Raw genomic sequence first — 24,638 nt, forward strand, 5'->3', positions numbered from 1 at the left:
GTAATACCATGTCGAACCAACGGATATCTCCCATGGCACTGCCTTCGGCCCACGCAATCGGATACAAAAGCATTCTCGACAGCCTCACCTCGGCGGTCCTGGTGCTGGAAGGTAACCTGAACATACAGTATCTCAACCCGGCCGCAGAAAGCCTGTTCGAAACCAGCATGACCCGCAGCCACGGCCAGCCCTTCCGTGACATTCTTGTCGATTCCGAAGATGCCCTGAAAACATTGTTTGCCGCCGTCGACAACGGTCAGTCCTACACCCGGCGTGAGGCCGAATTCCTGTTAACCAGCGGCTCGCGCCTCACCGTGGATTACTCAGTCACCCCCATCAGCCTGGAACCGATCGAGCTTCTGATTGAAATACAGCCAAGGGACCGGTTACTGAGGATCAGCCGTGAAGAGGACATCATCTCCCAGCAGGAAACCACCCGCATTCTGGTCCGGGGTATGGCCCACGAGATCAAGAATCCGCTGGGGGGAATTCGTGGTGCCGCCCAGCTTCTGGATCGGGAGCTCAACAGCGAGGATCAGCGAGAGTACACCCGGGTAATCATCGACGAGGCTGATCGCCTGAGGAGCCTTGTAGATCGGATGCTCGGCCCGAACAAGGCGCTCAAACTGGCACCCACGAACATCCACGAGGTGCTGGAGCGGGTAGGCACGTTACTGGAAGCCGAAAGCAAGGGCCGCCTGCAATTCAGCCGGGACTACGACCCAAGCATTCCCGAGTTCCGGGGTGATAAGGAGCAACTGATTCAGGCTTTTCTGAACATTGCCCGCAATGCCATGGAAGCCGCGTTCGAGAACCAGGCTGGCCACCGCAGCGGCGAACCGCCAACCATTACCTTCCGGACCCGCACCCTGCGCCAGTTTACGATCGGCCATCGACGCCATCGCCTGGTGTGCCGGATCGACGTTATTGATAACGGCCCGGGCATACCGCCAGATCTGCTTCAGAACATTTTCTATCCGATGATCAGTGGCCGTGCCAGCGGCACAGGCCTGGGCCTTTCAATTACTCAGAGCATCATCGGACAACACCATGGACTGGTCGAATGCGAGAGCGAACCAGGACGAACCGACTTCATCATCTTCCTGCCTCTGGAGGACACCCCATGAGCCAACCGGCAAACGTCTGGATCATAGACGACGACCGCAGTATTCGCTGGGTGCTGGAGCGCGCCCTTAACCAGGCCGGTATGCAGCCCCGGGCTTTTGACAGTGGCGAAAGCATCATGATGCGACTGGAACACGAGCAACCGGATGCCATCGTCAGCGACATCCGGATGCCCGGTGTTGACGGCATCACCTTGCTTTCCCAGATCGTGGAAGTGCATCCGGACGTGCCCGTTATCATTATGACCGCCCACTCTGACCTGGAAAGTGCCGTTACCAGTTACCAGACAGGGGCTTTCGAATACCTTCCCAAGCCGTTCGACGTGGATGATGCTGTGGCACTGGTCAAACGCGCCGTTGCCCACAGCCACGAAAAACGTGCCAGTGCAGAACCGCCGGCAGAAAGCACTCAGCGCGCCGCCGAAATCATCGGTGAAGCGCCGGCCATGCAGGAAGTTTTCCGGGCCATTGGCCGGCTTTCCCATTCCAACATTACCGTACTGATCAATGGCGAAAGCGGCACCGGTAAAGAGCTCGTGGCGCAGGCGCTACATAACCACAGCCCCCGGGCCAAGCACCCGTTCATTGCGCTGAACATGGCCGCCATCCCCAAGGACCTGATCGAGTCGGAACTGTTCGGCCACGAGAAAGGGGCCTTTACCGGCGCTGCTGCCGCCCGCCAAGGCCGCTTTGAACAAGCTAATGGCGGCACTCTGTTCCTGGATGAAATCGGGGACATGCCTGCCGATACCCAGACCCGCCTTCTGCGTGTTCTGGCCGATGGCGAGTTTTACCGGGTTGGCGGCACCACACCCATAAAGGTCGATGTTCGGATTATTGCCGCAACCCACCAGGACCTGGAAAAACTGGTGCAGGCCGGCACCTTCCGGGAGGACCTGTTCCACCGTCTGAACGTCATCCGCGTGCACCTGCCCAAGCTTGCAGAACGCCGGGAGGACATCCCTCGCCTGATGCAGCATTTTTTGAAGCGTGCCGCCAAGGAACTGGCCGTAGAGACCAAAATCCTGCGCCCGGACGCTGAAGAATATCTGACCACAATGCCCTGGCCCGGCAACGTCCGCCAGCTGGAAAACACCTGCCGGTGGCTCACTGTCATGGCCAGCGGTCGGGAAATTCACATCGATGACCTGCCGCCCGAGCTGCTGCATCAGGCAGAAGCTCCCACCACCGGAACCACCTGGCAGGAGGGGCTGAAAAACTGGGCGGAACAGGAACTGAAACGCGGCAAGAAAGGCATACTTGATACCGCTGTTCCGGAGTTCGAGAAGATCATGATTGAAACCGCCCTCAAGCACACGGGGGGACGGCGGCGCGATGCCTCAATCCTGCTGGGCTGGGGCCGGAATACGCTGACCCGGAAGATCAATGAGCTGGGGATGGATCATCCGGAGCATGAGGACGATTGACGATTGGCGAACCGCCGGGGTTCGTTGATGTTTTGGGGTCAGATGAAAAGTTCATCTGACCCTTTTTTTATAACCCCGTTAGTTACCGCTCCTGCCAGTATATGACCCGGTCATGGCCTCTATAGACGCCGAAGGTGGCAAGGCCTCGGGGATCACCGAGCGAGCCATCGCCGTCGTAATCGTCCTCAAGCCAGGAAGGAACATCCCACAACAAGGTATCCGTCCCTTGTGTGCCTTTTGGCTCTAGCCGGAGTGGGCCTCCAGACCCACCCGTCAGAACTCCCGAATTCGCGACCAAGCTATGGTGCACCTCGGGATCTGAAATCAGGGCGGTCGACCAGTTTGAACAGCTATCCGAAGCATGAGCGACAAAGCGGCTCCCGTTCCAGAACTGTGCCTGAAACGACATAGACAGAGCATCCACATCCTCCGGCCCGTAGACATTTTCAATCTGCCAACGACCGTACCTTAATTCCAGAGGCGCTAAAGGCAGCACGGCATAGGGCGCCCCAGGCGCCGATACTCCATCCGAATCCCGCACGTCATTAACAAATACCGTGATATCCGGGGTGAACGGCGCCACCCGGGTCTGTACGGATTTGCCAAAGATGAGCTCATCATTGGTTGAAAACGAATAGGTCAGAACGCCAGGATTTGTTACTGAGAGCAGCCCCGGTTCAAGGTTTGCAGTAACAGGGTAATCGCCACCAGCAAGGTCAGTTGCAGAGTTATCCTTAACAGGGCCGGCTCGGGAAATGGCCGCCGCCGTCAACTTCATAAAGCCGCCCTGCGTGTAATTCCGGGTTACGTAACTACCCGGCCCCATGGCCGATATCGTCAACTCGGGAACCACCGACCATGTCGCAGGTTGTCCAGAATAGACAAATGGCGCGCCAGCACTGCAAAAAGCTGCCAGCTCACCGGGCGCAATGGCAAGCTCAAATCGATCAGGAACGAATCGGCCAACGGCCCCCGAGGTTCCATTAAACGCCGGAGTTGCCCCCAGGTAGCCGGGGTTGTTTGCCGTAAGCTCCAGAATACCCACCTCATTCCAGCTCAGGTCACCGACCAGAGCCGTGCCCCCACTGAAGGAGCTACCGGGCACCGAAACCGTTCCAGACAAGAGGCCAGCCACACCACCGGACGGTTGCAATAAACCGTGCGTAAGGTCGGCACCCTGCGGTGAACCTTCCTGACCAAACCCCGGCAGGGAGTTGCCCGCGGCGCCAACCGCTTGCAATACCAGCTCAAAAGGTGCACCGGCTGCCCGGAACGCCGTGCCGTTAGCACTGGCGGCGGCGGGGTTATCCGTTATGAAGAGAGAAAAACGATCTGGCCTGACGGTCCACAGGGCGCCAGATCCAGCCAGCGGGACAGGAGCCCCACCAACATCCACAATAATGCCGGAAGTGTTATCCAGAAGGTTGAGCCGGTATTGCCCAACATCGGCGGTAGACAGCGTAAAGTTGGCGGAACCACCGTTAAACATCAACGTCAGGTTGTCAGACGCGGGCGTAGTGTTGCCCAACGTTGAAGAGCCTGCACCGCCATCCAGGGCAGGTGCCACTCCCCCGGCATCATCGCCGCTGCGGGACAACCAGGCTTTGAGATCAATCTGGCCGTTGTAGTCGGGCACCAGGCCGCACTCTCCGGTCGCGGGATCGCGCCGGACCGCACTCACCTCAAAGGCATGGTCTCGCTCGGCTACAATATCTGCCCCATTGCCATCAATGCTCCCGATCACAAAGGCATTTTCCTGAAACTGTACCGGCCCCGAAATTCCCTGGACTCCAGCCCCAAGATCTTCGGCAAGTACGGTTAACTGATCCGCTGTCGCATTTTCCAGCGAAAAAGAGACCGACCCACCATCTGCCGAGCTGAATTGATAGCTCACAAATCCGTCGTTATCAGTGTCGGGGTTGGGCGTAAAGACTCCGACCGGAATATCTGGAGCGCCCGCGCTCCAGTTGCCGCTACCTGAACTGGTCCGAAGTGAAACAGAACCGTCGTAACCTGACAGGGTGCTTCCGTTCTGGTCGAACGCACGAACGGTAACTTCTGCCACACCACAAACACTCGCCGTAGCCGGCACACTCACCTCAAAGCCATCAAGCCGGTTGAAAGCACAGGGGCGAACCCGCCGATACAGTGCACCCACTCCTTCACTGTTGAGCGCGGATTTATAAACGGCTACTTCGTCGATCAGGCCATCAAAATAGCGTCCAGAGAAGAACTGGTCTTGTCCAATGTGGAGAGGATCGCCATTGGTCATCAGATTACCAGAGCGAGTGGCGCGACCCCGTTCGACGCCGTTCACAAAGATCTGCTGCAAGCCGCTCTGGTAAACAACGGCAATGTGATACCACTGGCCTGCAACCAGATTGGCCCCGTTCGTTGTGAACGAGTGAGTGCCGCCGTTACTGGTCCGCCACCACCAGTAAACCTCTCGATTCGAGTTTATGTGAAATTCAAAATTCTCGTCTTTCGAGACGATCGTATTTATTCCATTTCCCGGGAATCGTCTCACATTAATCCAGGTACTGACGGTCATCGGTCCAGGAAGGTCCAGTTCTGGCTGGTCACTTACTTCAATAAACTGACCACCCGTTCCGTCAAAATCTCCATACCCACAGGTGCCGGGGCTTCCCGGTCGCGCCGGACTGTCAATCGAAAACCGGGTGGCGTTAACGGCGCGACCATGTAAATCATTTCCGGAGGAATCAAGCACTTCTCCGGGCGAGCCGTTCCAGGGGCCCTCGTCAAAATGCCAGTCCCCGACCGGGGCCGGAAGAATGTTGCCAACCCCGACCTCACTTTCAAGAATTCCATAGCGATCACCAGCATCGTCGCGGGCCCGACTGATACGGAGCAGGAACTGCCTTTGGCTCATCGCACCGCTCTGAAGCGTTGGCACGCTTACGGTCCCCTGAGTCTGGCCCAAAGGAATCGTCAGAGTGCCGGCCCGACTGACGTAATCAACACCCTGGGTAGCGCTACTGTCAAAGGTTCCATAATCAATCAGTATGTCTCTGCTGGCTGCGGATCCTAGCGTGACGGTAAACGTCGCTGTCTCGCCCTGAAGCATAGTGACATTATCAACGCTGATGACAGGCCCCGTTACACCGTCGTCGTTAGTATTTCCGCCAGTATCTTTACCCCCGGACCCACCGGAACCCATTGCCCAGTCACCCGTGCCATCCGGGTCTCGACGGGCGTACTTGCCACTTTCTCCGCCCACAAGGGTCAGTTGAGTGTCAAAGGGCAACTCATCCGGGCTAGAGGAGCACGTGGAATCCTCTGATCCGCTCACCGAGCTGCCAACACGAATATAATCGATGGTTCTGTCCATCGAGTCCGACAGCCTGACATCCATGCCCTGAAGGTTGATCTGGCGGTTTCCGAGGTCGGTGCTATCCATGACGAGCCACGGAGAAGTGTTCTGGCTGGCCAGAGCAACGGAGCGCAGGCCGCTGCACTCCGTTGATATGTTATTTCCATTACCGGTTAACGCGCAGAACTCCAGCCGCCAGGTTTCGTATTCGGATGCCGGCACGCTGGAGGAAAGGCGCTTGAGCTCGATGAAACCGTCCTTCTCGGAGATCTCATTGATGCTCGCAAGACCTGCAAATGGGGAACACTCGGCGTAAGCCCATTGCGGCACAATCAACATGAGCCATAACAAGGCCCAACTTCCTGGCCGATCAGGTCCACGTTGAGGCTCGACGTTCATACTTCTCATCGGACTTTCACCTCGACTATCCGCTCCGCCAGATCCAGACCACTGCCACAACGCCCCGCACTCGTCAGTGTAAAAATCACTTCCTCGGGGCTGCTGCCATTGAGTTCCGCCGAAATGGACTCACAGCTTATAACCGCACGGCACCCAGCCAGACCGGTTGCCGAAAACACTTTTGGAGACGTCAACGCGCCACAGGCCCCACCCGCCAGGACCTGACGCACCCCGACCTGCGCGCCGCTTTCAGCGGCGAATAAGGCACGCTGGGATTGAATCTGCAAACTCACGGCCTCACCGGTGCCCTGCTGAATGTTTGCCATGGCAGCCACCACCAAGGCCAGGACCGTGATGACAAACAGGGCCACAGGCAAGCCGGCACCACGGTGTTTTCTGATAAAGGGATCAGGGGACATTTCGGATCTGTACCTCCTGACTGATATTCGTTATTTCACCGGACTCAGGACTCTGTAGTTGAAAACCGAGAGACACTACCCCGGATCTCTGAAGCGTGGGCGGTACGACTTCAAAAACCAGCGAACCGGGCACCAGGTTGGCAGTAAGAACTTCCCGTTCGGGCATTCCTGTTGGTAAAGCGACCGCGACCGAAGACTGGATATCGTAGTCACGGTAACGATAGAGAAACCGGCCCTGCTGGCAAAACGTCCGGGGGTCTTCAATCAGAAAAAACTTGCGCTCGGGAGACTGGGCTGCAAAACGATGCGTAGCACCGGCATCGAAGGTCACTGTGACGGGGGAAGGCCCGGCTGGAAGCGTTGCCGGTGGAGAAAGCGGTCCCGGGCTACCCGTTGAATAAAGATTGCTGCCGTAGCCGTAAACCACCACTCGCCCATTCGCGGAGACGCCACCGGCCAAAGGCACCGCTTCGAACGAGTCCGGATTGCCTCCTGAGGGCAGATTCAGGTAATTGGACACTGCAACCACCGGCATCCACTCAATGCAGCTGCCATCGGGGTTAACACGCACGGAGCCGGGCAAGGCTTCCCTCAGCGCCCTGGTGATCTGTTCACTGATGACGACACCACTAAAGGCCCGTTGTTGCCTGGAACTGACATCAATTGCCCCCCGGGTAGAGAGGGTAACGAACTGCACAGAAATCGTTGCCACGATCGCCAGCAGCACGATGACCATGACCAGCTCAACGAGGGTAAAGCCTCTCGCTTTGTTCATCAGAAATTCGCCCGGTAAGCCGAGAATGCGAAAACCTGACTGCCAGGGGCCGTCACTATGAGATCGATTCGCTTGGCCTCTGATGAAGACAGCCCAACGTCGCCACCGGCACAGGACACAGCCACATCAACGGTGAACCCCGGGTAGCCAGTCAATATTGCTTCAGCGTCGCGGGGCGGCGAATCAGAGGTTCCGTGGTAGTCGTCTACATCATTGAAGTTCGATCGAGCTTCGCTGCCTTCCGGACCGATGTTGCAACTTCCTGAGTACTTCGGAACACCACCCGGAGGCGTCGCGTCGTCATACTTCCTGCTGATAATTTCATCCATATACAGCTGCGCCAGTTGCACCGCCCGGGTCTGGTTCAACGGGTCCGCACTGCGCCCGGCAATCAGCGAAAATGCCCCGACAACGCCGGCAATAGCCACGCTGATGATCACAATCGTGATCACCAGTTCGACCAGCGTGGCACCGCCCTGGGCTACTCTCATGGCTGGCAGCTCCCGGCGTAGACTGCCCCCAGGGAACTGAGGCAGGTCTGGAAACTGCTGTCACCCGCGAATGTGAATTGAAGATTCGCACCAGTCGCAGGGGCGCCTTCCGGGTTAAATATCAAGGTAAGGGGCAGGCCGCCGGCGACAGAGAGGCCCGCGCCTTGCCGGGACAGCTCAAAGATACGTGGATTACTGGTGCCACCACCGACGGTAAATCGAAAACTGTCGGCGTCTTGTTCAACAGTCAGCGTGTTGGCAGGGTTCCCCGCCAGCGCTGCCTGTTGGGCAAGCAGCGTGGCGGAGGCAAGTTGCTGAGTCGCCAGCAGGGGGGAGAAGGCCGAGCGGCTGGCGAACAGCCCGATGCCAAGCGCAGAGAGAACTCCGATCAGGATAATGACCATGACCAGCTCTACGAGGGTGAACCCCGATTCGCTCGGGGCGTTCGCTAACCTCATGCCCCCTCCAAGTTTCCTACATCCTAGTGCCGATTTGCGCTCTCGCTAATCCGGCACATAACTATATGGCTTAATTTAGCAACCCGTAGTGACGAGTGCCGAGACAGATCCATCGCTCTCGTCATAGGTGAACTGGCACTCGTTTGCCGGATTCGCAGTGAACCCCGTCACTGTGACAACCGCCGTGCCATCGGGAGTCCCTGGGGGCGTAACAGTGAAATCATCATTGATCTGAGCTGCTTCACCAATGCCTGCCGTCGTTGCTGTCGGATAGCCAGCGCTACTCATTGGAACACTTGCGGCTCCCTCCAATGCAACGTTTGCTGGGGAACTGCCATCAGCCAGCCATGCAGAATGGGCAATAGCTGCTGCAGACTTGACTGAGCCAACAGCGCCTTCGACTGTCGCGGAGCGGGCATCACCCCCCAAATCCGCAAACCTCGGCAAAGCAAACGCCGCCAGAATCCCCAGAATCACAATCACCATAACCAGTTCGATCAGGGTGAAACCTTTCTCTTTTCTTGCTGCAATCGCTGTCATCGCTTTCATGGTACTACTCCGTTTTTGATTACCAGTTGGCTTTCAGTTTTATCAGTTAATGGTTGTGATTATTTCTCCAGTATCAGCATCATACGCAATGGTGCTGCCTTGGCTGTCTGCTTGATAGGTGAACACACAATTCCCACCATTAATCGAAATTATGTAGTCCGCTGGAGCAGTAGTGCTTACGGTCGGAGCATTCGACTGCAACACGCCCAGCCAGACCTCTTCGCATTCGGTGGCGTCCATGGTGGTGTCACTGGAGTCGGATGCAACGGATACCGGCCAGCCGTCGTTGCTCACGTCCACGTTGTCGTTACCAAAGCCCACCACATTGGTCCGAGCGCTGGTGAACCCATTGGATACCCACTGGGTCTTGGTCAGCGCCACACCCGCCGCAAGTGCACCTGCCGTCGCCCGGATGCTGGACTGATGCGCCTGCTCAGACAGCTGGGCAAATCGTGGCAATGCAAAGGCTGCCAGAATCGCCAGGATGGCAATGACCACCACCAGCTCGATCAGGGTGAAACCCTGCGATTTATTCGTACTGTTATCCCGCTTCATAGGTCAGCCTCGTTACGGTTTCATTCATCCGTCGTGTTAGCGTTGGGCATCCTGCGTTTGCGCTGCTTCTCCTGTCAACGACACCAGGGACAGCTTGAGCCCCGTCAATCGCTCTTCCTGCTCCCGCACGCCATTCCCGTTGCGGTCTGCAAATTCCGTTGTCACTTCCCAGGCCAGAGGCTGTCCGGCTTGTGCCTGCTGGTTATCAACCATCACAGGCTGCCTTGAGTTATAAACTAACCAACCTTTGGGCCCGTTTGCTGTTTCTTCTTGTTCGTCGACCCGGAAACACCAGTCTCCCGGATTCGGCTGAGGCGTCTTACACAGACCCTCGTAGTTCCCCCACTGGTGTTCAACCAGCTCAAAGGGGTTGATGCCACGATGCTGGTCCAGGCGCCCTTCCCGGCTCAGCATTACTTCGGCCCCCTTAATCACCAGCGCCGATCTCAGCTGACTGATCACCATGTTGGCTGCCCGCTCCTCAGCGTTTCGCAACTCTCGCTCCAGCACGCCGAGCAGGAACCACCAGAGTGTTCCAAGCACCACCAGCACGACCAGCCATCGATACTTCCGGGCATGGGCAAGCCCGCTGGCATCAGACAGCCTTGCTGCTGGCACTCAGCCCCGCCCCATGGCCGCTGCCCCCAGGTCCCAGATCGGCAGGAATACGCCCAGGGCAAGAATCAATACCAGTACACCCATGGCAACGATCAGGATTGGCTCGATGGATTCCGCCAGCCGTTTCAGGCCGTAATCCACGTCCTCATCGTAAAAATCCGACACGTTGTTGAGCATGTCGTCCACCGACCCGGTTTCCTCACCCACCGCGATCATCTGCAAAATGAGCGGCGTGAACATTCCACTGTTCCGGGCGGTTCTCAGGAGGCTCTCACCGCGTTCGATGCCGGCGCGCATGTCCTTGATATGGATCGCGATCCAGGCGTTATCCGTGGCATCGGCCACCACCGTCAGGGCCTGGGTCACCGGCATGCCGGCGGAGAGCATGGTGGCAAAGTTCCGGGCAAAGCGGCTCAGGGTAATCAGCTCCAGCAAGGGCCCGATGATCGGCATTTTGAGTTTGTAGCGATCCCAGGTCAGCCGGCCCTGCTCGGTCTGTTTCCATTGCCGCAGCAGCAACCCACCGGCGGCTGCGGCAAACAGCAACACGTACCAGTAGCCCAGCAGGAAGTTGGAGGTTCCTACCAGAACCTGGGTCAGGAACGGCAAATCCGCGCCGAGCTTGCTGAAGACCGAGGCAAACTTCGGAATCACCAGGAAGTTCACCACCATCAATGCGGCCAGCAACGCAATCATCACAAAAGTTGGGTAGCGCATGGCCTGCTTGAGCCGACGCTTGGTGTCCCGCTCAAGCTCAAGAATCTCCGACAGACGCTTGAAGGCATCGTCCAGCATGCCGGTGTTTTCACCCACATGGATCATGGCAATGAACAGTTCCGAGAAGACCTTGGGATGTGCCTGCATGGCGGTGGCCATGGTGTTGCCACCTTCGAGCCGGCTGGTCACATCTTCAAGCACTTCCGCCAGCACCGGGGAGCGTGACGTTTCCGCCAGCCCGCGCATGGTGCGGATCAGAGGAATACCGGCCTTGGTCAGTGCATACATTTGCCGGCAGAACACGATCAGTTCGTCGAGGGTGATCTTTTTCCGGAAGACCGGCAGTCGGTTGAGCCGATCAATCATCGATTCGTTTTGTTCCTGCTCCCGGATGGTGAGTGGTGTTATGCCCCGGCGCATCAGCTCAGACGCCGCGGCATCGGCACTCGGCGCCGCCAGGGAACCCTGTTGAACGCTGCCACGATTATCCTTACCCCGGTAGCTGAACTGCATCAGGCGCGCTCCCCGATCAGCTCGTCCGGCACGGGGATTTCATCGTCCGGCGAGAACTCGCCTTCGGATGTCGCGGCCACCCGGGCCACTTCTTCCAGGGTGGTCACACCCTGAAGGGCGTAATCCATGGCACACTGGCCCAGCGGACGGTACAGATCGCCTTTGCGGGCCGCCCTGGTGAATCCGGAGACATCCTGCCGGCGCAGAGCGTCGAGCATGGCCTCGTTCATTTCAAGCATTTCATACACACCGACCCGGCCCTTGTAGCCGGTGTTGCTGCACTGGTAACAGCCGCGGCCGTGCACAAACCCCGCTTCGATATCCAGCGGATCGAGATCAAAGGTGTGCAGCCATACCCGCTCCTGGTCCGTGGGCTGGTATGGCCCTGAGCAGTTTTCACAAACCCGGCGCACCAGGCGCTGGGCGACCACGCCCAATAGGGAACTGGCCACCAGAAACGGCTCCGCTCCCATGTCCATCAGCCGCATGGCGCTGCTGATGGAGTCGTTGGTGTGCAGGGTGGAAAGCACCAGATGACCTGTCATGGCTGCCCGCAGGCCGATTTCGACGGTCTCGCGGTCACGCATCTCGCCCACCAGAATTACATCCGGATCCTGCCGCAAGGCGGCCCGCAGAACGTTGGCAAATTCCAGACCGATTTTCGGGTTCACCTGCACCTGGGTAATCCGGGGCAGGCGGTATTCGACAGGGTCTTCGGCGGTGATGATTTTAACTTCGGGGCGATTCAGCTCCGACAGCGCCCCGTAGAGGGTGGTGGTTTTACCGCTACCGGTAGGACCGGTCACCAGAATCATGCCATGGGGCTTTTTGATCATCCGCCGGAATCGTTCGAGAAGCTGCGCCGGCATGCCGGTGCCGTCCAGGTTCAGCATGCCCTGGCTCTGGTCCAGCAAACGCATCACCACCGACTCACCATACTGAACCGGCATGGTGGAAACCCGCACATCAATGCTACGGCCCTTGACCCGGACGTTGAAACGCCCGTCCTGCGGCATCCGTTTCTCGGAGATGTTCAGACCGGCCATCAGTTTCAGGCGCAGGACCAGCGCGGCATTGACCCGCTTTTCCTTCATCACCTGTTCCTGGAGCACACCATCGACCCGCTGCCGGATTCGAACTACCGTTTCGTCTGGCTCGATGTGAATATCGGAACTCCGGGCCTGCATGGCATCTTCAAACAGGGTCTGCAGCAGTTTGACCACCGGCGCTTCGGCACTTTCGGATTCGGCGGATAGGTCGGCCAGATCGAAGGCGTCATCACCCAGCTCGTCTTCCAGCTCTTCGGCCAGGGAGGCGATTTCGTCAGTGCGCCGGTAAACCAGATCCAGGGTGTTAAGCAGCTCACTTTCACGCACCACCGCCTGCTTGATGGGCTGTTTGAGAATGCGCACCAGCTCGTCGTAGGCAAAGATATCCAGCGGATCGGCCATACCGACCAGCAATTCACCTCCCTGCTCCGCGAGTACAATACTGCGGAACCGACGCGCCATGGCTTCTGGCAGCTTCTTCACCAGGTCGTTGTTGAACTGGTAATGACGCAACTGCACGAAGGGCACATCGAGCTGTCGCGACAGGATGTTAAGCAGGCTGTCTTCGTCCACATAACCAAGATCGGTCAGGGTCTTGCCCAGCTTCCGGCCGGTGCTTTTCTGCTCGCGCAGGGCCGCCATCAGCTGCTGCTCAGTAATGACATCATTCTGAACCAGCAGGTCGCCTAACCGGACTTTCTTTTTCGGTTCTGTCGTCATCATCCTGCCTGCAGCGTTTTCAGTCGTTCGCGAACGTAATCCGCCAGAGACGGCGAAAGGCCGGGCAACTGTGCAGCCTGGCCATAGGCGCGCACTGCGCCAGTCACCTCGCCACCGGTCTCAAGGGCGATGGCCAGGCCCACCCACCAAGCACCACGGCTGTCATCCTGGGCAATCAGCACAGACCATTGCCGCGCCGCCTCAGCGCTTCGGCCCACTTGCTGGAGCAGGGTAGCCAGGGTGACCCGATATTCGATGTTCTGGCCCGCCGCGGGTACATCCCGCTCAAGCGTGGCCACCGCACCGGACAGGTCGCCACTGGCATGAAGGGCCCTGGCTCTCAACAAACGCAAGCCAGCATCGGACTCAGCAGCCGATGCCGGCAACCACGCCAGAGCCCGGCCCGGCATCCCCTGCACCAGCATCTGGCGGGCGAAGACTTTCCTGCTGGCAATTGCCGGCTGGGAGTCTGCCAGTTGCTGCAACCTCTGTTCGGCTTCACGTGCCTCACCGGACCGCAGCAATGAGACCAGTTCCCGGCTCACCCGCAGATCGATGGATTCCGGCGTTTCGCGAATCTGTTTAACCTGCGAATCCGGCTCTGACGCAGATGGCTCAGACACGTTGGCAGCTTCTGTTTCTGGTTTTAGTTCTGGTTCTGGTTCAGGCTCCGGTTCGGGAGCGGATTCAACAGGCGACTCAGGTTTTCTGGCCGGCTGACTCTCAACCATTGCCAGCACAGGTTCTGCAGAAACTTGCGAAGTCTCGGGGCGCAACTCAGTCTCTTGGTCAGCACGCTGCACTTCTTCCGGGTACGCAACGGGTTGAGCAACCGGCTCGGGCTCGGAAACCGGTTCGGCGCGGGTCAAGGCCGGGGTTTCCTCGCTGCCGTTGTGAGCCTGAAACCAATACGCGGAAACGGCGATCACCCCGGCCGCCAGCGACAGCACCATCGCCCACAACCAGGACTTACCCCGACCTTTAACCGAAGCCTGCCCGGTATAGGCGCCAGCCATCTCTGGCCGGTTCTGCCGCTGCTCTGCTCCGCGCAGCGCATCATTGAGCAGGCTCATAACCACCTCGCGATCAGGCCGGGTGACCGGACACTTTCGGTGTCACCAATGGCCTGGAGGGCATGGCCACGCTGAACAACACGATCGCCCTTACCCCAGGCCGCCAGCATGGACTTGTGGGCCAGAATATTGACCAGCCGGGGGATGCCTCCCGAGGCCCGGCTAATCAGACGGAGGGCGCCGGGAGCAAACAGATCCGCTCCGTTATAGCCAGCCTGCGCCAACCGATGACGCAGATACTGCGAAACGGAATGTTTGTCCAGGGGCGCCAGCCGGTAGTGAAAGGTAATGCGCTGATTCAACTGCCGGAGGCTCTGCTTCTGCAACAGCGCGTCCAGTTCCGGCTGGCCAAACAGCACCACCTGCAACAACCGCACACTTTCCGTTTCAAGGTTGGTGAGCAGCCGCAACGCCTCAATGGTCTCTTCCGGCATGGCCTGGGCCTCATCGATCACCAGAACCACAGGCCTTTGCTCCATGGCGTGGGCGATAAGGCGCTCGTTGATGGCCTTGAGAACCTGATGAGGATTGGCGCAACCGGAAACATCAACGCCCAGCTCTTCAGCTACCGCCTCGTAAAGCGCATCGGGCGTCAGGTGGGGATTGGGCAAATACGCCGTATAGGCCTGCTGTTCCAGTTCGTTGAGCAACAAGCGGCACAGCAATGTCTTGCCGGTACCCACCTCGCCGGAGATCTTGATAAAGCCTTCCCGCTCTTTCAATGCCACCAGCAGCAACTCCAGCGCATCGCCATGGCTGGGCGCCCGCAAGAAGTAACGGGTGTTGGGCGTCAATGCAAACGGTGCTTCCTGCAGTCCGAAATGGGCTTCGTACATTCTAGCGAACGGCGCTCTCCGGTTCCGGGGTGACAGACTCGGAGGATTGCAGCAACTCTCTGAGCACGCTCATGCGCTCACGGCTGGCGGCAACCTCGGCATTCATTTGGGGTGATCCCGCCACCACCGGGCGCAACAGGATCACAAGCTCACTTTTGCGGGACTGGAAGCGCCGCTGCTTGAAGAGCTCCCCCACCACAGGAATATCACTGAAGAAGGGAACCGCGGAGTTGTTGTCCTCGCTGGTATTCTGAATCAGCCCCCCTATGACCACGATCTGCCCGCTTTCAGCACGGATCACACTATCGGTTTCACGCACGGTGCTGCTGGCCAGGGGCAAGGTTACGTCCTGGTCACCGATGGTGATCAGCTTTTCCTGGTCACTGACTTCGCTCACCGAAGGATGCACGTGCAGAGTGATCACACCATCTTCAGAGATCTGCGGAGTCACATCGAGGGAAATGCCCGAGAAAAACGGAGTCAGCTCCACGGAGGTGGACGTCTGATCGGTAGCGGTGACGGCAGAATTATTCTCATCAAAATCGATGTCGGTGACAAAGAACTCGTCAGTGCCAACCTTGATGACCGCTTTCTGGTTATTCAACGTTGAGATACGGGGGCTGGAAAGAATCTGTACGTTGCCCTGACTTCCCAGCAGCTCGATTAAAGCCGTGAAACTTCCCTCCCGGAAAGTCGCCGAGAACAGCCCACCAATATCTGACGTCTGGATAACCTGGCCAGCCAACGCTTGAGCCGTGAATTCTGCGGGCAAACCATCGCTGGCCACCAATGACGATGCGCTTTGGATGTCCGACCAGTTAACCCCCTGCTGATAACTCTCATTCAGAGCAATCTCCAGAATCTTCGCCTCCAAAATTACCTGGCGCTGCATAATGAGCTCGGTGCGGCGCAAATACTCTTCCACCAGCGCCAGGTCTTTGGTGCCGGCCCGAACCATTACCAACCCGGCCTCGGGGTTAACAACAACCTGCGCGCCATCGCCACCAACAATCATGCTCAGGGCATCGCCGATGCCCTTCCAGAAATCAGAAGCCGTTTCCGTGGAAATGGTCGTACCCACCAGGCTGCGGGTTTCGCTGGAACCAGCACTGTCGCCATTGGCACCGCCCGAACTGCCACCACGGGAACTGGTCACCTGGCCGGAACTAACCCGTGTCTCGGAGCCCCCCCTGCGCTTGAAATGCAGGTAGTCAATGGGGAACAAGCGGGTCTTTATCTGGCTTGTATCTACGCGGAATAACCTGCCCGTACGTTTGATATCCAGGCCATAGAGGTCGCCGGCAATATCCATGACTTCCGGTACGGTCACATCTCCCAGTCGCAGGTCAATACTCGCATTCACGTCGGGATGAACTACCACGTTGTAACGGGTGCCCTCCACCAGGGCCTGGAAAAAACTGGCGGCGGGAACGCCACCGGCGTTGACATCAAAGCGCTCATCCAGATCGGTAGTTCCCGACAACGAAGGCAGCAACGCGGCACTGACAGCCGCAGGCACCGGAGCGACTTCCGGGCGCGCCTCGGTTACTGCCGGAGAATTTTGCTGGGCGTCTGCCAGGGCCTCGTCGATCGCCTGGGCAGCGTCCGTTGAGGTTGCGGTTGCCGATCGCATCAGCGGATTGTTGCTACAGGCTGCCAGCGTCAGGCTCAGGGCCAGCAAGCACATTGTTCTGGTCGTTGTCATGAATATCCGATTATCTGTCATTGAGTTCCCCGAACCTGCGGAAGTCTCTCCAGGTACAACACCCGTTCGCGGCCGTTATCCGTTACCAAAACACGATTCTCGAAAATCCGGATAACCCGCATGCGGTCAATACCCTGGCCTTCCCTGAGGGCCTCACCTTCGATAATGGCGACTCGTCTGTCCTTACTGTAAAGAATTGAGTCCAGTGACACCGGCCGTTCCGGCGCTGGCGCCACCAAACGGGATTCAAGGCCGGGCGGTCGGGTCGGATCCTGCAGCGCAGACGTCATGCCCGGAACAAGAAGCAGAATCCCCGCCGCCAAACAGGCGTATGGGCAAAGCATGGCACGCACAAACTTCTTCATATCAAACCCCCAGCCACGCCTGATCCAGGCTTAGTGTCCGGACCCGTATAACAGCCTCACCGGCGGGCCAGTCACCGGCGCTGTATTCCAGCATGACCCAGGCAAGGCGTTCGTCCAGTGCCTCCAGCCTCTCAAGGTAACTCAAGACGTTGAGATAGCTGCCTTTGATACGCATTTCCACATCATGCGCGAACAGTAGGGGCTCTGGCCGCTCATTCTGCGCCTTCCGCTCTGGCGGTGACTGGGGGTCAGCCGCCGGCGCGAATACCGGTGTTGGTGTTTTAAGCTCCATGCCCTGGAGCACCAGGGATTCCTGGGCCGCCAGAATGTCCCGCAACAATGCCACCATTGCCTTGGGCGCAATCAGCTGCCCCGTGGTATCCGAAATCTGCCGGTTCAGTCGGTCCAGCCTCTGCTGTCGGGCGGCCAATTGATTTCGCAACACCCGTGAGGGGTCTGTAGCAAGCTGCTGACTGAGCATCTGTTGCTGAGCAAGCAGGTCATCCCGACTGGCAGACAGGGTCTGAATTCGATTTTCGAGTCCCTGGTTTTGCTGTTGCAGCGGAGTAACGGCAAACTCCCACCCCACAAAGATCAAAACCACCAGAGCGGTCACCAGCAGCAGGGCCCGCTCCCGAATCGGGCGCTGGTTGAACCAATCATTAGCCCGCGCAAAAGAATGTTCGAGAGGACCCGCCATCACTCTTCCTCCCCTGTGCGCTCGGTGGACACGCGGAAGTCAATCCAGCGGCCTTCTTCGGGTCGCGACAACCGGAAGGCGCCAAAGGTTCTTCCGGTAAAGGCCGCTTCCTCACCCAGGTTCTCAAGGTACAAGGGCACCAGCGCGCCGGAGCGACTGCGCCCTTTGATGGTTACCTGGTCGGGTTCTGACTCGAGGGTAAAGCCGGTCAACCAGACGTTGTCGGGGATCTGTCGGGCCAGCGCCGACATCTGGGGCGAGAAACGGCGGCCTTCGGAAAGAACCAGGCTTTCCACCTTCTCGAGCAAACGCTGACGCCGGGCCAGGGTCTCGGTAACCCGGGCCAAAGCCTCTTCCACCCCGGCATCCGGCTGCCGGGCACGAACCGCCTCGGAAAGCTCAGCCGCCAGCCGTTCCAGGCGAATGTTTTGCTGCTCCAGCTCTGCGACCTGTGTTGCCATCCCAGCATTCTGATAGCCAAATACGCCAGCCACAGCAGCAACAATAATCAGCCCAAGGGCTAGGATTCCGAGCGCAGCTACAGCCTGAAGCCTTTCTTTTCGGGGCCTCAACTCATGGGTGTAGAGATTCACCCGCTGGATCATGAGCGGCCTGCCTCCGGTAACGGCAGGCCAGCACTCCAGGCCGGCAGGCAGCGGCTGTCCAGATCAGCCTGCAGGCCAACCGTGCGCCAGTCCATGGTCTCAATGCCCGCTGCAACATAGGAGGAGAGCATCGAGGCCAGCGGCAGGACACTGTCACGGGCGACCAGACGAATCGTCGCAGGTGGCACCTGGCCGAGCTGGCTTTCGTAATAATCCAGCGAGCGCTGCATTTCCAATGCCAGAGACTGCACCGCGGACTCCTGCCGGGCAGCGTCACGAAGGTCTTCGGACGTTACATCCAGGCGGCGGGACAAATAAAGCGTATTGGCTTTGCAGATCACCATCTGGCCGTAATTGTCTTTCAGGTGAACCAGCGCAGCTCCACGCTTGTTCTCATCCAGCCGGCACACCAGGTTACGCAGTGCCAACTCGGCAATATCGATCCGGTCCAGCGCGAGACCCGCTTCCTCAACCAGCTCAACCAGCTCGTAGACCAGGGATTTTCTGGCGGCGACAACATTTACCATCTCGCCACGGCCACGGGAGGCGTCCCTTGGAAATGAAAAAACGTCAGAAACCGCCTGAGAAGGGCTGAAATCGAGGAAATCCTTGAGCTTCCACTTCAGGGCATCGCTCAGCTCGGATTCTTCGATACCTTCCGGGCGATCCATCTGAAATACCTGGTACTGATCTAAAGGCAGGACCAGCGTGGTTGAAGCACCCGCCCAGCCATGCTCGCCAGCCAGCTCCTTAAGAACCGCGTGGCGTTTCGCCGGCAGGCAGTCGATAAACCCGGCATGGCCCTCAGCGGGGTCACCCGAGATTGCCCAGGCAATACCATCAGAGCGCACTTCAAGGCAGACGCGCAAACGCGCTCCGGATCGCCAGAACATGCCGGTTAACTTGTGAAGCAGAAAACTCTTGGTCATGGGGCCCGTTAAACTGGAACCGGAGGCACTCGCCAGCCTCAAGTAATTATTGTGCTATCTAGAAAACAGTCACTTCTTACACCGGCTGACATGATAGATGAGAAAGTGAACGTAACTCTACGCTTTTTGACCGATTTCACGTCGTTTTTGCAAACTCGTAACAGAAAAGCCCCCGCAAAGCGGAGGCCCTTTTTTACTTCAGATGCTCAAGATCCGCCGAGGAATCCATTAGAACGGGATGTCATCATCAAAATCGTCAACCGGCTCAGGCATGCCACCACCCTGTGAAGGCTGGTTACCGTAGCCGCCAGACTGTTGCTGGGGCGGAGGGTTGTTCTGCTGCCCGCCCTGGGCGTTGTAGTCTGACTGCTGCGGCCGGCCCGCCGGAGCGCCCTGGTTCGCGCCACCTTCCGCACCACGGCTATCGAGCATCTGCATCTGGCCGTTGATATCCACCACTACCTCGGTCGTGTAAACGTCCTGGCCTTCCTTGTTCTGCCATTTGCGCGTCTGCAGCTTGCCTTCGATATACACCTTTGAGCCCTTGCGCAGGTACTGCCCGGCAATTTCGGCAATCTTGCCGAACATCACGATCCGGTGCCACTCTGTCTTCGGCACCAACTGGCCAGTCTGACGATCCTTGTAGCTCTCGTCTGTCGCAAGATTCAGATTCACCACGGCATTGCCGTTGGGGGTATAACGGGTATCCGGGTCCTGGCCCAGATTGCCGATAAGAATTACCTTGTTTACGCCTCGTGCCATGTTCTGCTCCTGACTCTGTTTTCAGGGACAACCCGCATCCCTGCAGGTTTCCGGATTTCAAGAATTGCTAGCCTGCCGGACAAAGGAAAAGTCCGCAAGTAACGCTTCATCAAATTGCTGACGATCGACCTTAAGATAGGCGGTAGCAGCGTCTTCAACAATGACCACGTCCTGAACACCTGGCAGGCGACGGAGATGGTCATCAATATCGTCGTACTGGTTACCCATAACCTTGTGCAACTGTACCACGAAACTGGTGGTGTAGCCGGGTGCCGGCATGGTCAACGCAACCAGCAGCCACAGGGTGAGCACCACAACCATAAACCAAAGCACGCCTTCTACACCGGCAAGCTCCAGCAGGAAACCACCCAGTGAGCCCCCCAGAAACGCCCCCATAAACTGAGAGGTAGAGTAGACCCCCATCGCAGTGCCTTTGCTGGCCGCCGGCGCTTCCTTGCTGATCAGCGATGGCAGACTGGCTTCCAGCAGGTTGAATGCCATGAAAAAGAAAAACAGCCCGACCCACGCAGCCACCAGGCTGGTGGCAACCCCCGTCAACCCGGCGGCGGCCAGGGTCAGAAGGGTGATCGCGCCGCACAACACCGGTTTCATCTTTCGCTTTTTCTCGCCGATAATGATAAACGGCACCATGGCAAAAAAAGACGTCACCATCACGCTCAGGTAAAACCACCAGTGTGAATTGCTGGCAAGCCCGATGGTATCCCGCAACATCGAAGGAAATACCAAAAACAAGGCGGTCAGCACCAGATGCAGTGTAAAGATCCCGAAGTCCAGCCTGAGCAGCCGACCATCGGAAATCACACGGCCCAGCATTTCCCTGGCCGGATGAGTATCGGCACTGGTTTTTTGCTGATGGGGGGTAGGCACCAGACGATTGACTATCACCAGCGCCACAACGGCCAATGCTGCGGTGACATAGAAAATACCGGACAACCCCCACCAGGCACCAAGAAGAGGCCCAAGAACCAGAGATACCGAGAATGACAAACCAATGGTGATTCCCACCGTGGCCATGGCCTTGGTTCGCTCTTCTTCCCGAGTCAGGTCACTGAGCAATGCCATCAACACACTCGCAATGGCACCCGCCCCCTGAAGAATCCGCCCGGCAATCACAACGTATATGGAATCCGTGGCGCCTGCCAGAAGACTACCGGCAGCAAACAGCACGAGGCCGATATAGATCATGCGCTTTCGCCCAATCCGATCGGAGAGCATGCCAAAAGGTATCTGTAGCAGGGCCTGGCTGAGACCATAGGCGCCCATAGCAAAACCGAGCAAGGCGGGCGTGGCACCTTTAAGCTCGCTACCGAGCAACATGAACACCGGCATGATCATGAACAGTCCGAGCATGCGCATGGCATAGACAGACGCCAGGGCCGAAACGGAGCGTTTTTCCAGCGTGTTCATGGCAATTACGTACCTCAGCCGGGGTTGAAAGCGGTCAGATTGAGGGCAGATATCCCTCGCAGGCGGCGCATTGTAACAGAAGGCGCCGCAACGGGGGACCGGCCACTGCGGCTCGCCCGCTCCATCATTTTCGCCGCAGCGGACCCAACGCGGTATAATTTTCGTTTTTACCCGAGCGAGGTGTTATGGACCATATCCAGATCAAAGGGGCACGAACCCACAACCTGAAGAACATCGACCTGGATATGCCTAGGGACAAGCTGATTGTGATAACCGGCCTTTCCGGTTCGGGCAAATCATCCCTGGCGTTTGACACGCTCTATGCCGAAGGCCAGCGACGTTACGTGGAATCCCTGTCCACTTATGCCCGCCAGTTCCTGTCCATGATGGAAAAACCGGATGTGGACCATATTGAGGGCCTGTCACCCGCGATTTCCATCGAACAGAAATCGACTTCGCATAACCCCCGCTCCACCGTGGGCACCATCACCGAAATTTACGATTACCTCCGCCTGCTCTTCGCCCGAGCCGGTGAGCCGCGCTGCCCAGACCACGGCCAGCCTCTGGAGGCGCAGACTGTCAGCCAGATGGTCGACCAAGTTCTGGCAATGCCGGAGGACAGCAAACTGATGATCCTGGCTCCGGTCATTCGCGACCGGAAAGGCGAGCACCTTCAGGTTATTGAAACCATGCGCAGCCAGGGGTTTATTCGCCTTCGGGTCGATGGCACTGTCTACGACATCGACGACGTGCCGGCGCTGGACAAGAAACGCAAACACCAGATTGATGTCGTAGTGGACCGCTTCAAGGTGAAACCCGGCCTGGAGCAGCGACTTGCCGAGAGCTTTGAAACCGCCTTGGGACTGTCGGATGGTATCGCGCTGGTCGCACCGATGACCGGTGAAGGCGAGCAACACACCTTTTCGGCCCGTTACGCCTGCACCCAGTGTGGCTATGCCCTGAGCGAACTGGAGCCCAAGCTGTTCTCATTCAATAATCCGGCCGGAGCCTGCCCGACCTGTGACGGGCTGGGGGTAAAACAGTTTTTCGATCCTGAAAAGATAGTCCAGCACCCGGAAGCAACGCTGGCCTCCGGTGCCATCAAGGGCTGGGACCGGAGGGCCGTGTACTACTTCCAAATGCTCGGCAGCGTAGCAGAGCATTACGGAATCGATCTGGAAACACCATGGGCGGAATTGCCTGAGGAATTCCGCAACGCGTTGCTGTTTGGCTCCGGCAGCGAAGCCATCCCCTTCCGTTATGTGAACTCTCGTGGCCACATCATGGAAAAGGCGCATCCGTTCGAGGGCATTCTGCCAAACCTGGAACGCCGTTATCGGGAGACCGACTCCCAAAGTATCCGGGAGGAACTGGCTCGAAATCTGAGCACCCAGCCCTGCAAGGATTGTCATGGATCCCGGCTGCGTCGCGGTGCCCGCCATGTATTTATCGAAGAGCACAATATCTCAGATGTGACTCACCTGCCGGTGGGCGACGCGCACGATTATTTCGAGACCCTGGCATTACCCGGCAGGAAAGGTGAAATCGCCGAAAAGATTCTCAAAGAGGTCCGACAGCGGCTTCAGTTCCTGGTGAATGTCGGCCTGGAATACCTCACCCTGGAGCGAAGCGCAGACACTCTGTCCGGCGGGGAAGCCCAACGCATCCGCCTGGCCAGCCAGATCGGTGCCGGGCTGGTGGGTGTCATGTACATTCTGGACGAGCCGTCAATTGGCCTTCACCAACGGGACAACGACAGACTCCTGACCACCCTCTTTCACCTCAGAGATCTGGGCAATACCGTTATTGTGGTCGAGCACGATGAAGATGCCATACGCGCCGCCGATCACGTGATTGATATTGGCCCGGGGGCCGGCATCCACGGGGGCAAAGTTATCGGCCAGGGGACGCCTCAGCAGATCATTGAAAATCCTGAGTCGCTTACTGGCCAATACCTGAATGGCACCCGGGAAATTGCCATTCCCAAAGAGCGGCACAAGGGAAACGGTCAGACACTGACCCTGTGCGGGGCATCAGGCAATAATCTCAGGGATGTCACCCTCACCCTGCCCCTTGGGGTAATGACCTGTGTCACCGGCGTGTCTGGCTCGGGCAAGTCAACCCTGATCAACAGCACCCTGTATCCGGTGGCTGCCGCCAAACTGAATAAGGCCACCAGCCTCAACCACTCGCCGTATGAGTCCTTGACGGGCCTAGATCAGCTAGACAAGGTCATCGATATTGACCAGAGCCCAATCGGCCGAACACCCCGGTCCAACCCCGCCACCTACACCGGCCTCTTCACCCCGATCCGGGAACTCTTCGCCGGCACTCAGGAGTCTCGTTCACGAGGCTACAAGCCCGGGCGCTTCTCCTTCAACGTCAAAGGTGGACGCTGCGAAGCCTGCCAGGGGGATGGCGTAATCAAGGTGGAGATGCACTTCCTGCCGGATGTTTACGTTCCCTGCGACGTCTGTAAGGGCAAACGTTACAACCGCGAAACCCTGGAAGTCCGGTACAAGGGAAAGAACATCAACGAGGTCCTGCAAATGACCGTGGAGGAAGGCCGGGAATTCTTCGATGCCGTGCCCTTCCTTGCCCGCAAGCTCCAGACCCTGATGGATGTCGGCCTTTCCTATATCCGCCTGGGCCAAAGTGCCGTCACCCTTTCCGGCGGCGAAGCCCAGCGGGTAAAACTCGCCAAGGAATTGTCGAAAAGAGATACCGGGAAAACCCTGTATATCCTCGACGAACCCACCACCGGCCTGCACTTCTATGACATCCAGCAACTGCTCAATGTCCTCGAGCGCCTGCGCGATCACGGCAATACCATCGTAGTGATCGAGCACAACCTGGACGTAATCAAAACCGCAGACTGGATCGTGGACCTCGGACCGGAAGGCGGATCCGGCGGCGGGCAAATCATCGCCGAAGGAACGCCTGAGAACGTGGCAGAGAACCCGGCCTCGCACACTGGGAAGTATCTGAAAGCCATGCTGACAAAATGAATGTAGGTAAGCGTCCGGTGATCCCATCTTGAGCCAGGCGCTGCCGCCGTCAGGATAGTGTCCACTTATTTTCTAGTGGACA

At 58.1% G+C, this 24,638-nt stretch carries 22 protein-coding genes; 3 read left to right on the forward strand and 19 right to left on the reverse strand.

Features of this window, described 5'->3' with window-relative positions; translation table 11 throughout:
- Nucleotides 1-32 precede the first annotated feature (32 nt).
- Both glnL and ntrC read left to right on the forward strand, forming a co-directional pair.
- Entirely contained in the window at nt 33-1,127 is a 1,095-nt protein-coding gene (glnL, locus tag ACN0XM_RS18410) for a nitrogen regulation protein NR(II) (RefSeq protein ID WP_417568393.1), read from the forward strand.
- Nucleotides 1,124-2,551 carry a nitrogen regulation protein NR(I) gene (gene ntrC, locus ACN0XM_RS18415; RefSeq protein WP_417568394.1) on the forward strand — a complete coding sequence of 476 codons (1,428 nt, stop codon included), beginning with the start codon at nt 1,124-1,126 and terminating at the stop codon, nt 2,549-2,551. The genes glnL and ntrC overlap by 4 nt, the downstream gene beginning before the upstream one ends.
- Before the next feature lie 82 nt (nt 2,552-2,633).
- Here ntrC and ACN0XM_RS18420 read toward each other — a convergent pair whose 3' ends face one another.
- The 19 genes from ACN0XM_RS18420 to ACN0XM_RS18510 all read right to left on the reverse strand — a co-directional run bounded on the left by ACN0XM_RS18420 (nt 2,634) and on the right by ACN0XM_RS18510 (nt 21,548).
- Nucleotides 2,634-6,233, reverse strand: a complete 3,600-nt coding sequence (locus ACN0XM_RS18420; RefSeq protein WP_417568395.1) for a DUF6701 domain-containing protein — start codon at nt 6,231-6,233, stop codon at nt 2,634-2,636.
- 53 nt (nt 6,234-6,286) lie between these two features.
- Nucleotides 6,287-6,700, reverse strand: a complete 414-nt coding sequence (locus tag ACN0XM_RS18425; RefSeq protein ID WP_417568396.1) for a hypothetical protein — start codon at nt 6,698-6,700, stop codon at nt 6,287-6,289.
- Nucleotides 6,690-7,475, reverse strand: a complete 786-nt coding sequence (locus ACN0XM_RS18430) for a type II secretion system protein (protein WP_417568397.1) — start codon at nt 7,473-7,475, stop codon at nt 6,690-6,692. The genes ACN0XM_RS18425 and ACN0XM_RS18430 overlap by 11 nt, the downstream gene beginning before the upstream one ends.
- Nucleotides 7,475-7,966, reverse strand: a complete 492-nt coding sequence (locus ACN0XM_RS18435; RefSeq protein ID WP_417568398.1) for a type IV pilus modification PilV family protein — start codon at nt 7,964-7,966, stop codon at nt 7,475-7,477. Before ACN0XM_RS18435 ends, ACN0XM_RS18430 begins: the two co-directional genes overlap by 1 nt.
- A complete protein-coding gene (locus ACN0XM_RS18440; RefSeq protein ID WP_417568399.1) occupies nt 7,963-8,424 on the reverse strand; it encodes a type II secretion system protein in 462 nt (153 codons plus the stop codon). The genes ACN0XM_RS18435 and ACN0XM_RS18440 overlap by 4 nt, the downstream gene beginning before the upstream one ends.
- Before the next feature lie 75 nt (nt 8,425-8,499).
- Nucleotides 8,500-8,973 (reverse strand): type IV pilin protein, encoded by a 474-nt coding sequence (locus ACN0XM_RS18445; RefSeq protein WP_417568400.1) that lies wholly within the window; start codon nt 8,971-8,973, stop codon nt 8,500-8,502.
- Nucleotides 8,974-9,015: 42 nt separating this feature from the next.
- A complete protein-coding gene (locus ACN0XM_RS18450; RefSeq protein WP_417568401.1) occupies nt 9,016-9,528 on the reverse strand; it encodes a prepilin-type N-terminal cleavage/methylation domain-containing protein in 513 nt (170 codons plus the stop codon).
- A 36-nt stretch (nt 9,529-9,564) separates the two neighbouring features.
- Nucleotides 9,565-10,146, reverse strand: a complete 582-nt coding sequence (locus tag ACN0XM_RS18455; RefSeq protein WP_417568402.1) for a hypothetical protein — start codon at nt 10,144-10,146, stop codon at nt 9,565-9,567.
- Nucleotides 10,147-11,376, reverse strand: a complete 1,230-nt coding sequence (locus ACN0XM_RS18460; protein ID WP_417568403.1) for a type II secretion system F family protein — start codon at nt 11,374-11,376, stop codon at nt 10,147-10,149.
- Nucleotides 11,376-13,145 carry a GspE/PulE family protein gene (locus tag ACN0XM_RS18465; protein ID WP_417568419.1) on the reverse strand — a complete coding sequence of 590 codons (1,770 nt, stop codon included), beginning with the start codon at nt 13,143-13,145 and terminating at the stop codon, nt 11,376-11,378. The genes ACN0XM_RS18460 and ACN0XM_RS18465 overlap by 1 nt, the downstream gene beginning before the upstream one ends.
- A complete protein-coding gene (locus ACN0XM_RS18470) occupies nt 13,145-14,218 on the reverse strand; it encodes a tetratricopeptide repeat protein (protein WP_417568404.1) in 1,074 nt (357 codons plus the stop codon). Before ACN0XM_RS18470 ends, ACN0XM_RS18465 begins: the two co-directional genes overlap by 1 nt.
- Nucleotides 14,215-15,054, reverse strand: coding sequence for an ExeA family protein (locus tag ACN0XM_RS18475; RefSeq protein WP_417568405.1), 840 nt, complete (start codon nt 15,052-15,054; stop codon nt 14,215-14,217). The genes ACN0XM_RS18470 and ACN0XM_RS18475 overlap by 4 nt, the downstream gene beginning before the upstream one ends.
- 1 nt (nt 15,055) lies before the next feature.
- Nucleotides 15,056-16,759 (reverse strand): pilus (MSHA type) biogenesis protein MshL, encoded by a 1,704-nt coding sequence (gene mshL, locus ACN0XM_RS18480; protein ID WP_417568406.1) that lies wholly within the window; start codon nt 16,757-16,759, stop codon nt 15,056-15,058.
- A gap of 17 nt (nt 16,760-16,776) precedes the next feature.
- Entirely contained in the window at nt 16,777-17,124 is a 348-nt protein-coding gene (locus tag ACN0XM_RS18485) for a hypothetical protein (protein WP_417568407.1), read from the reverse strand.
- Nucleotide 17,125: 1 nt separating this feature from the next.
- The gene (locus tag ACN0XM_RS18490) at nt 17,126-17,824 is read right to left on the reverse strand and encodes an MSHA biogenesis protein MshJ (RefSeq protein WP_417568408.1); all 699 of its coding nucleotides are present in this window, start codon (nt 17,822-17,824) and stop codon (nt 17,126-17,128) included.
- Nucleotides 17,824-18,429 carry a PilN domain-containing protein gene (locus tag ACN0XM_RS18495; protein WP_417568409.1) on the reverse strand — a complete coding sequence of 202 codons (606 nt, stop codon included), beginning with the start codon at nt 18,427-18,429 and terminating at the stop codon, nt 17,824-17,826. Before ACN0XM_RS18495 ends, ACN0XM_RS18490 begins: the two co-directional genes overlap by 1 nt.
- Nucleotides 18,426-19,358, reverse strand: coding sequence for a biogenesis protein MshI (locus tag ACN0XM_RS18500; protein WP_417568410.1), 933 nt, complete (start codon nt 19,356-19,358; stop codon nt 18,426-18,428). Before ACN0XM_RS18500 ends, ACN0XM_RS18495 begins: the two co-directional genes overlap by 4 nt.
- Before the next feature lie 228 nt (nt 19,359-19,586).
- Entirely contained in the window at nt 19,587-20,120 is a 534-nt protein-coding gene (gene ssb, locus ACN0XM_RS18505; protein ID WP_417568411.1) for a single-stranded DNA-binding protein, read from the reverse strand.
- Between the two features lie 57 nt (nt 20,121-20,177).
- Complete coding sequence (locus tag ACN0XM_RS18510; RefSeq protein ID WP_417568412.1) at nt 20,178-21,548, reverse strand: MFS transporter; 1,371 nt, start codon at nt 21,546-21,548, stop codon at nt 20,178-20,180.
- 185 nt (nt 21,549-21,733) lie between these two features.
- On the opposite strand from ACN0XM_RS18510, the gene uvrA reads away from it, so the two are divergent.
- Nucleotides 21,734-24,556, forward strand: a complete 2,823-nt coding sequence (gene uvrA, locus ACN0XM_RS18515) for an excinuclease ABC subunit UvrA (RefSeq protein ID WP_417568413.1) — start codon at nt 21,734-21,736, stop codon at nt 24,554-24,556.
- Nucleotides 24,557-24,638 lie beyond the last annotated feature (82 nt).

Source organism: Marinobacter sp. (assembly GCF_048269445.1).
Lineage (GTDB): Bacteria > Pseudomonadota > Gammaproteobacteria > Pseudomonadales > Oleiphilaceae > Marinobacter.

What these genes read in the sequence shown, in the direction of transcription:
- ACN0XM_RS18475 (WP_417568405.1), bottom strand. Translation starts at nt 15,054, where the DNA reads ATGTACGAAGCCCATTTCGGACTGCAGGAAGCACCGTTTGCATTGACG.
- ACN0XM_RS18500 (WP_417568410.1), bottom strand. Translation starts at nt 19,358, where the DNA reads ATGACCAAGAGTTTTCTGCTTCACAAGTTAACCGGCATGTTCTGGCGA.
- ntrC (WP_417568394.1), top strand. Translation starts at nt 1,124, where the DNA reads ATGAGCCAACCGGCAAACGTCTGGATCATAGACGACGACCGCAGTATT.
- ACN0XM_RS18495 (WP_417568409.1), bottom strand. Translation starts at nt 18,429, where the DNA reads ATGATCCAGCGGGTGAATCTCTACACCCATGAGTTGAGGCCCCGAAAA.
- ACN0XM_RS18435 (WP_417568398.1), bottom strand. Translation starts at nt 7,966, where the DNA reads ATGAGAGTAGCCCAGGGCGGTGCCACGCTGGTCGAACTGGTGATCACG.
- ssb (WP_417568411.1), bottom strand. Translation starts at nt 20,120, where the DNA reads ATGGCACGAGGCGTAAACAAGGTAATTCTTATCGGCAATCTGGGCCAG.
- ACN0XM_RS18425 (WP_417568396.1), bottom strand. Translation starts at nt 6,700, where the DNA reads ATGTCCCCTGATCCCTTTATCAGAAAACACCGTGGTGCCGGCTTGCCT.
- ACN0XM_RS18440 (WP_417568399.1), bottom strand. Translation starts at nt 8,424, where the DNA reads ATGAGGTTAGCGAACGCCCCGAGCGAATCGGGGTTCACCCTCGTAGAG.
- uvrA (WP_417568413.1), top strand. Translation starts at nt 21,734, where the DNA reads ATGGACCATATCCAGATCAAAGGGGCACGAACCCACAACCTGAAGAAC.
- mshL (WP_417568406.1), bottom strand. Translation starts at nt 16,759, where the DNA reads ATGACAACGACCAGAACAATGTGCTTGCTGGCCCTGAGCCTGACGCTG.
- ACN0XM_RS18465 (WP_417568419.1), bottom strand. Translation starts at nt 13,145, where the DNA reads ATGACGACAGAACCGAAAAAGAAAGTCCGGTTAGGCGACCTGCTGGTT.
- ACN0XM_RS18450 (WP_417568401.1), bottom strand. Translation starts at nt 9,528, where the DNA reads ATGAAGCGGGATAACAGTACGAATAAATCGCAGGGTTTCACCCTGATC.
- ACN0XM_RS18460 (WP_417568403.1), bottom strand. Translation starts at nt 11,376, where the DNA reads ATGCAGTTCAGCTACCGGGGTAAGGATAATCGTGGCAGCGTTCAACAG.
- ACN0XM_RS18485 (WP_417568407.1), bottom strand. Translation starts at nt 17,124, where the DNA reads ATGAAGAAGTTTGTGCGTGCCATGCTTTGCCCATACGCCTGTTTGGCG.
- ACN0XM_RS18470 (WP_417568404.1), bottom strand. Translation starts at nt 14,218, where the DNA reads ATGAGCCTGCTCAATGATGCGCTGCGCGGAGCAGAGCAGCGGCAGAAC.
- ACN0XM_RS18510 (WP_417568412.1), bottom strand. Translation starts at nt 21,548, where the DNA reads ATGAACACGCTGGAAAAACGCTCCGTTTCGGCCCTGGCGTCTGTCTAT.
- ACN0XM_RS18490 (WP_417568408.1), bottom strand. Translation starts at nt 17,824, where the DNA reads ATGGCGGGTCCTCTCGAACATTCTTTTGCGCGGGCTAATGATTGGTTC.
- glnL (WP_417568393.1), top strand. Translation starts at nt 33, where the DNA reads ATGGCACTGCCTTCGGCCCACGCAATCGGATACAAAAGCATTCTCGAC.
- ACN0XM_RS18445 (WP_417568400.1), bottom strand. Translation starts at nt 8,973, where the DNA reads ATGAAAGCGATGACAGCGATTGCAGCAAGAAAAGAGAAAGGTTTCACC.
- ACN0XM_RS18430 (WP_417568397.1), bottom strand. Translation starts at nt 7,475, where the DNA reads ATGAACAAAGCGAGAGGCTTTACCCTCGTTGAGCTGGTCATGGTCATC.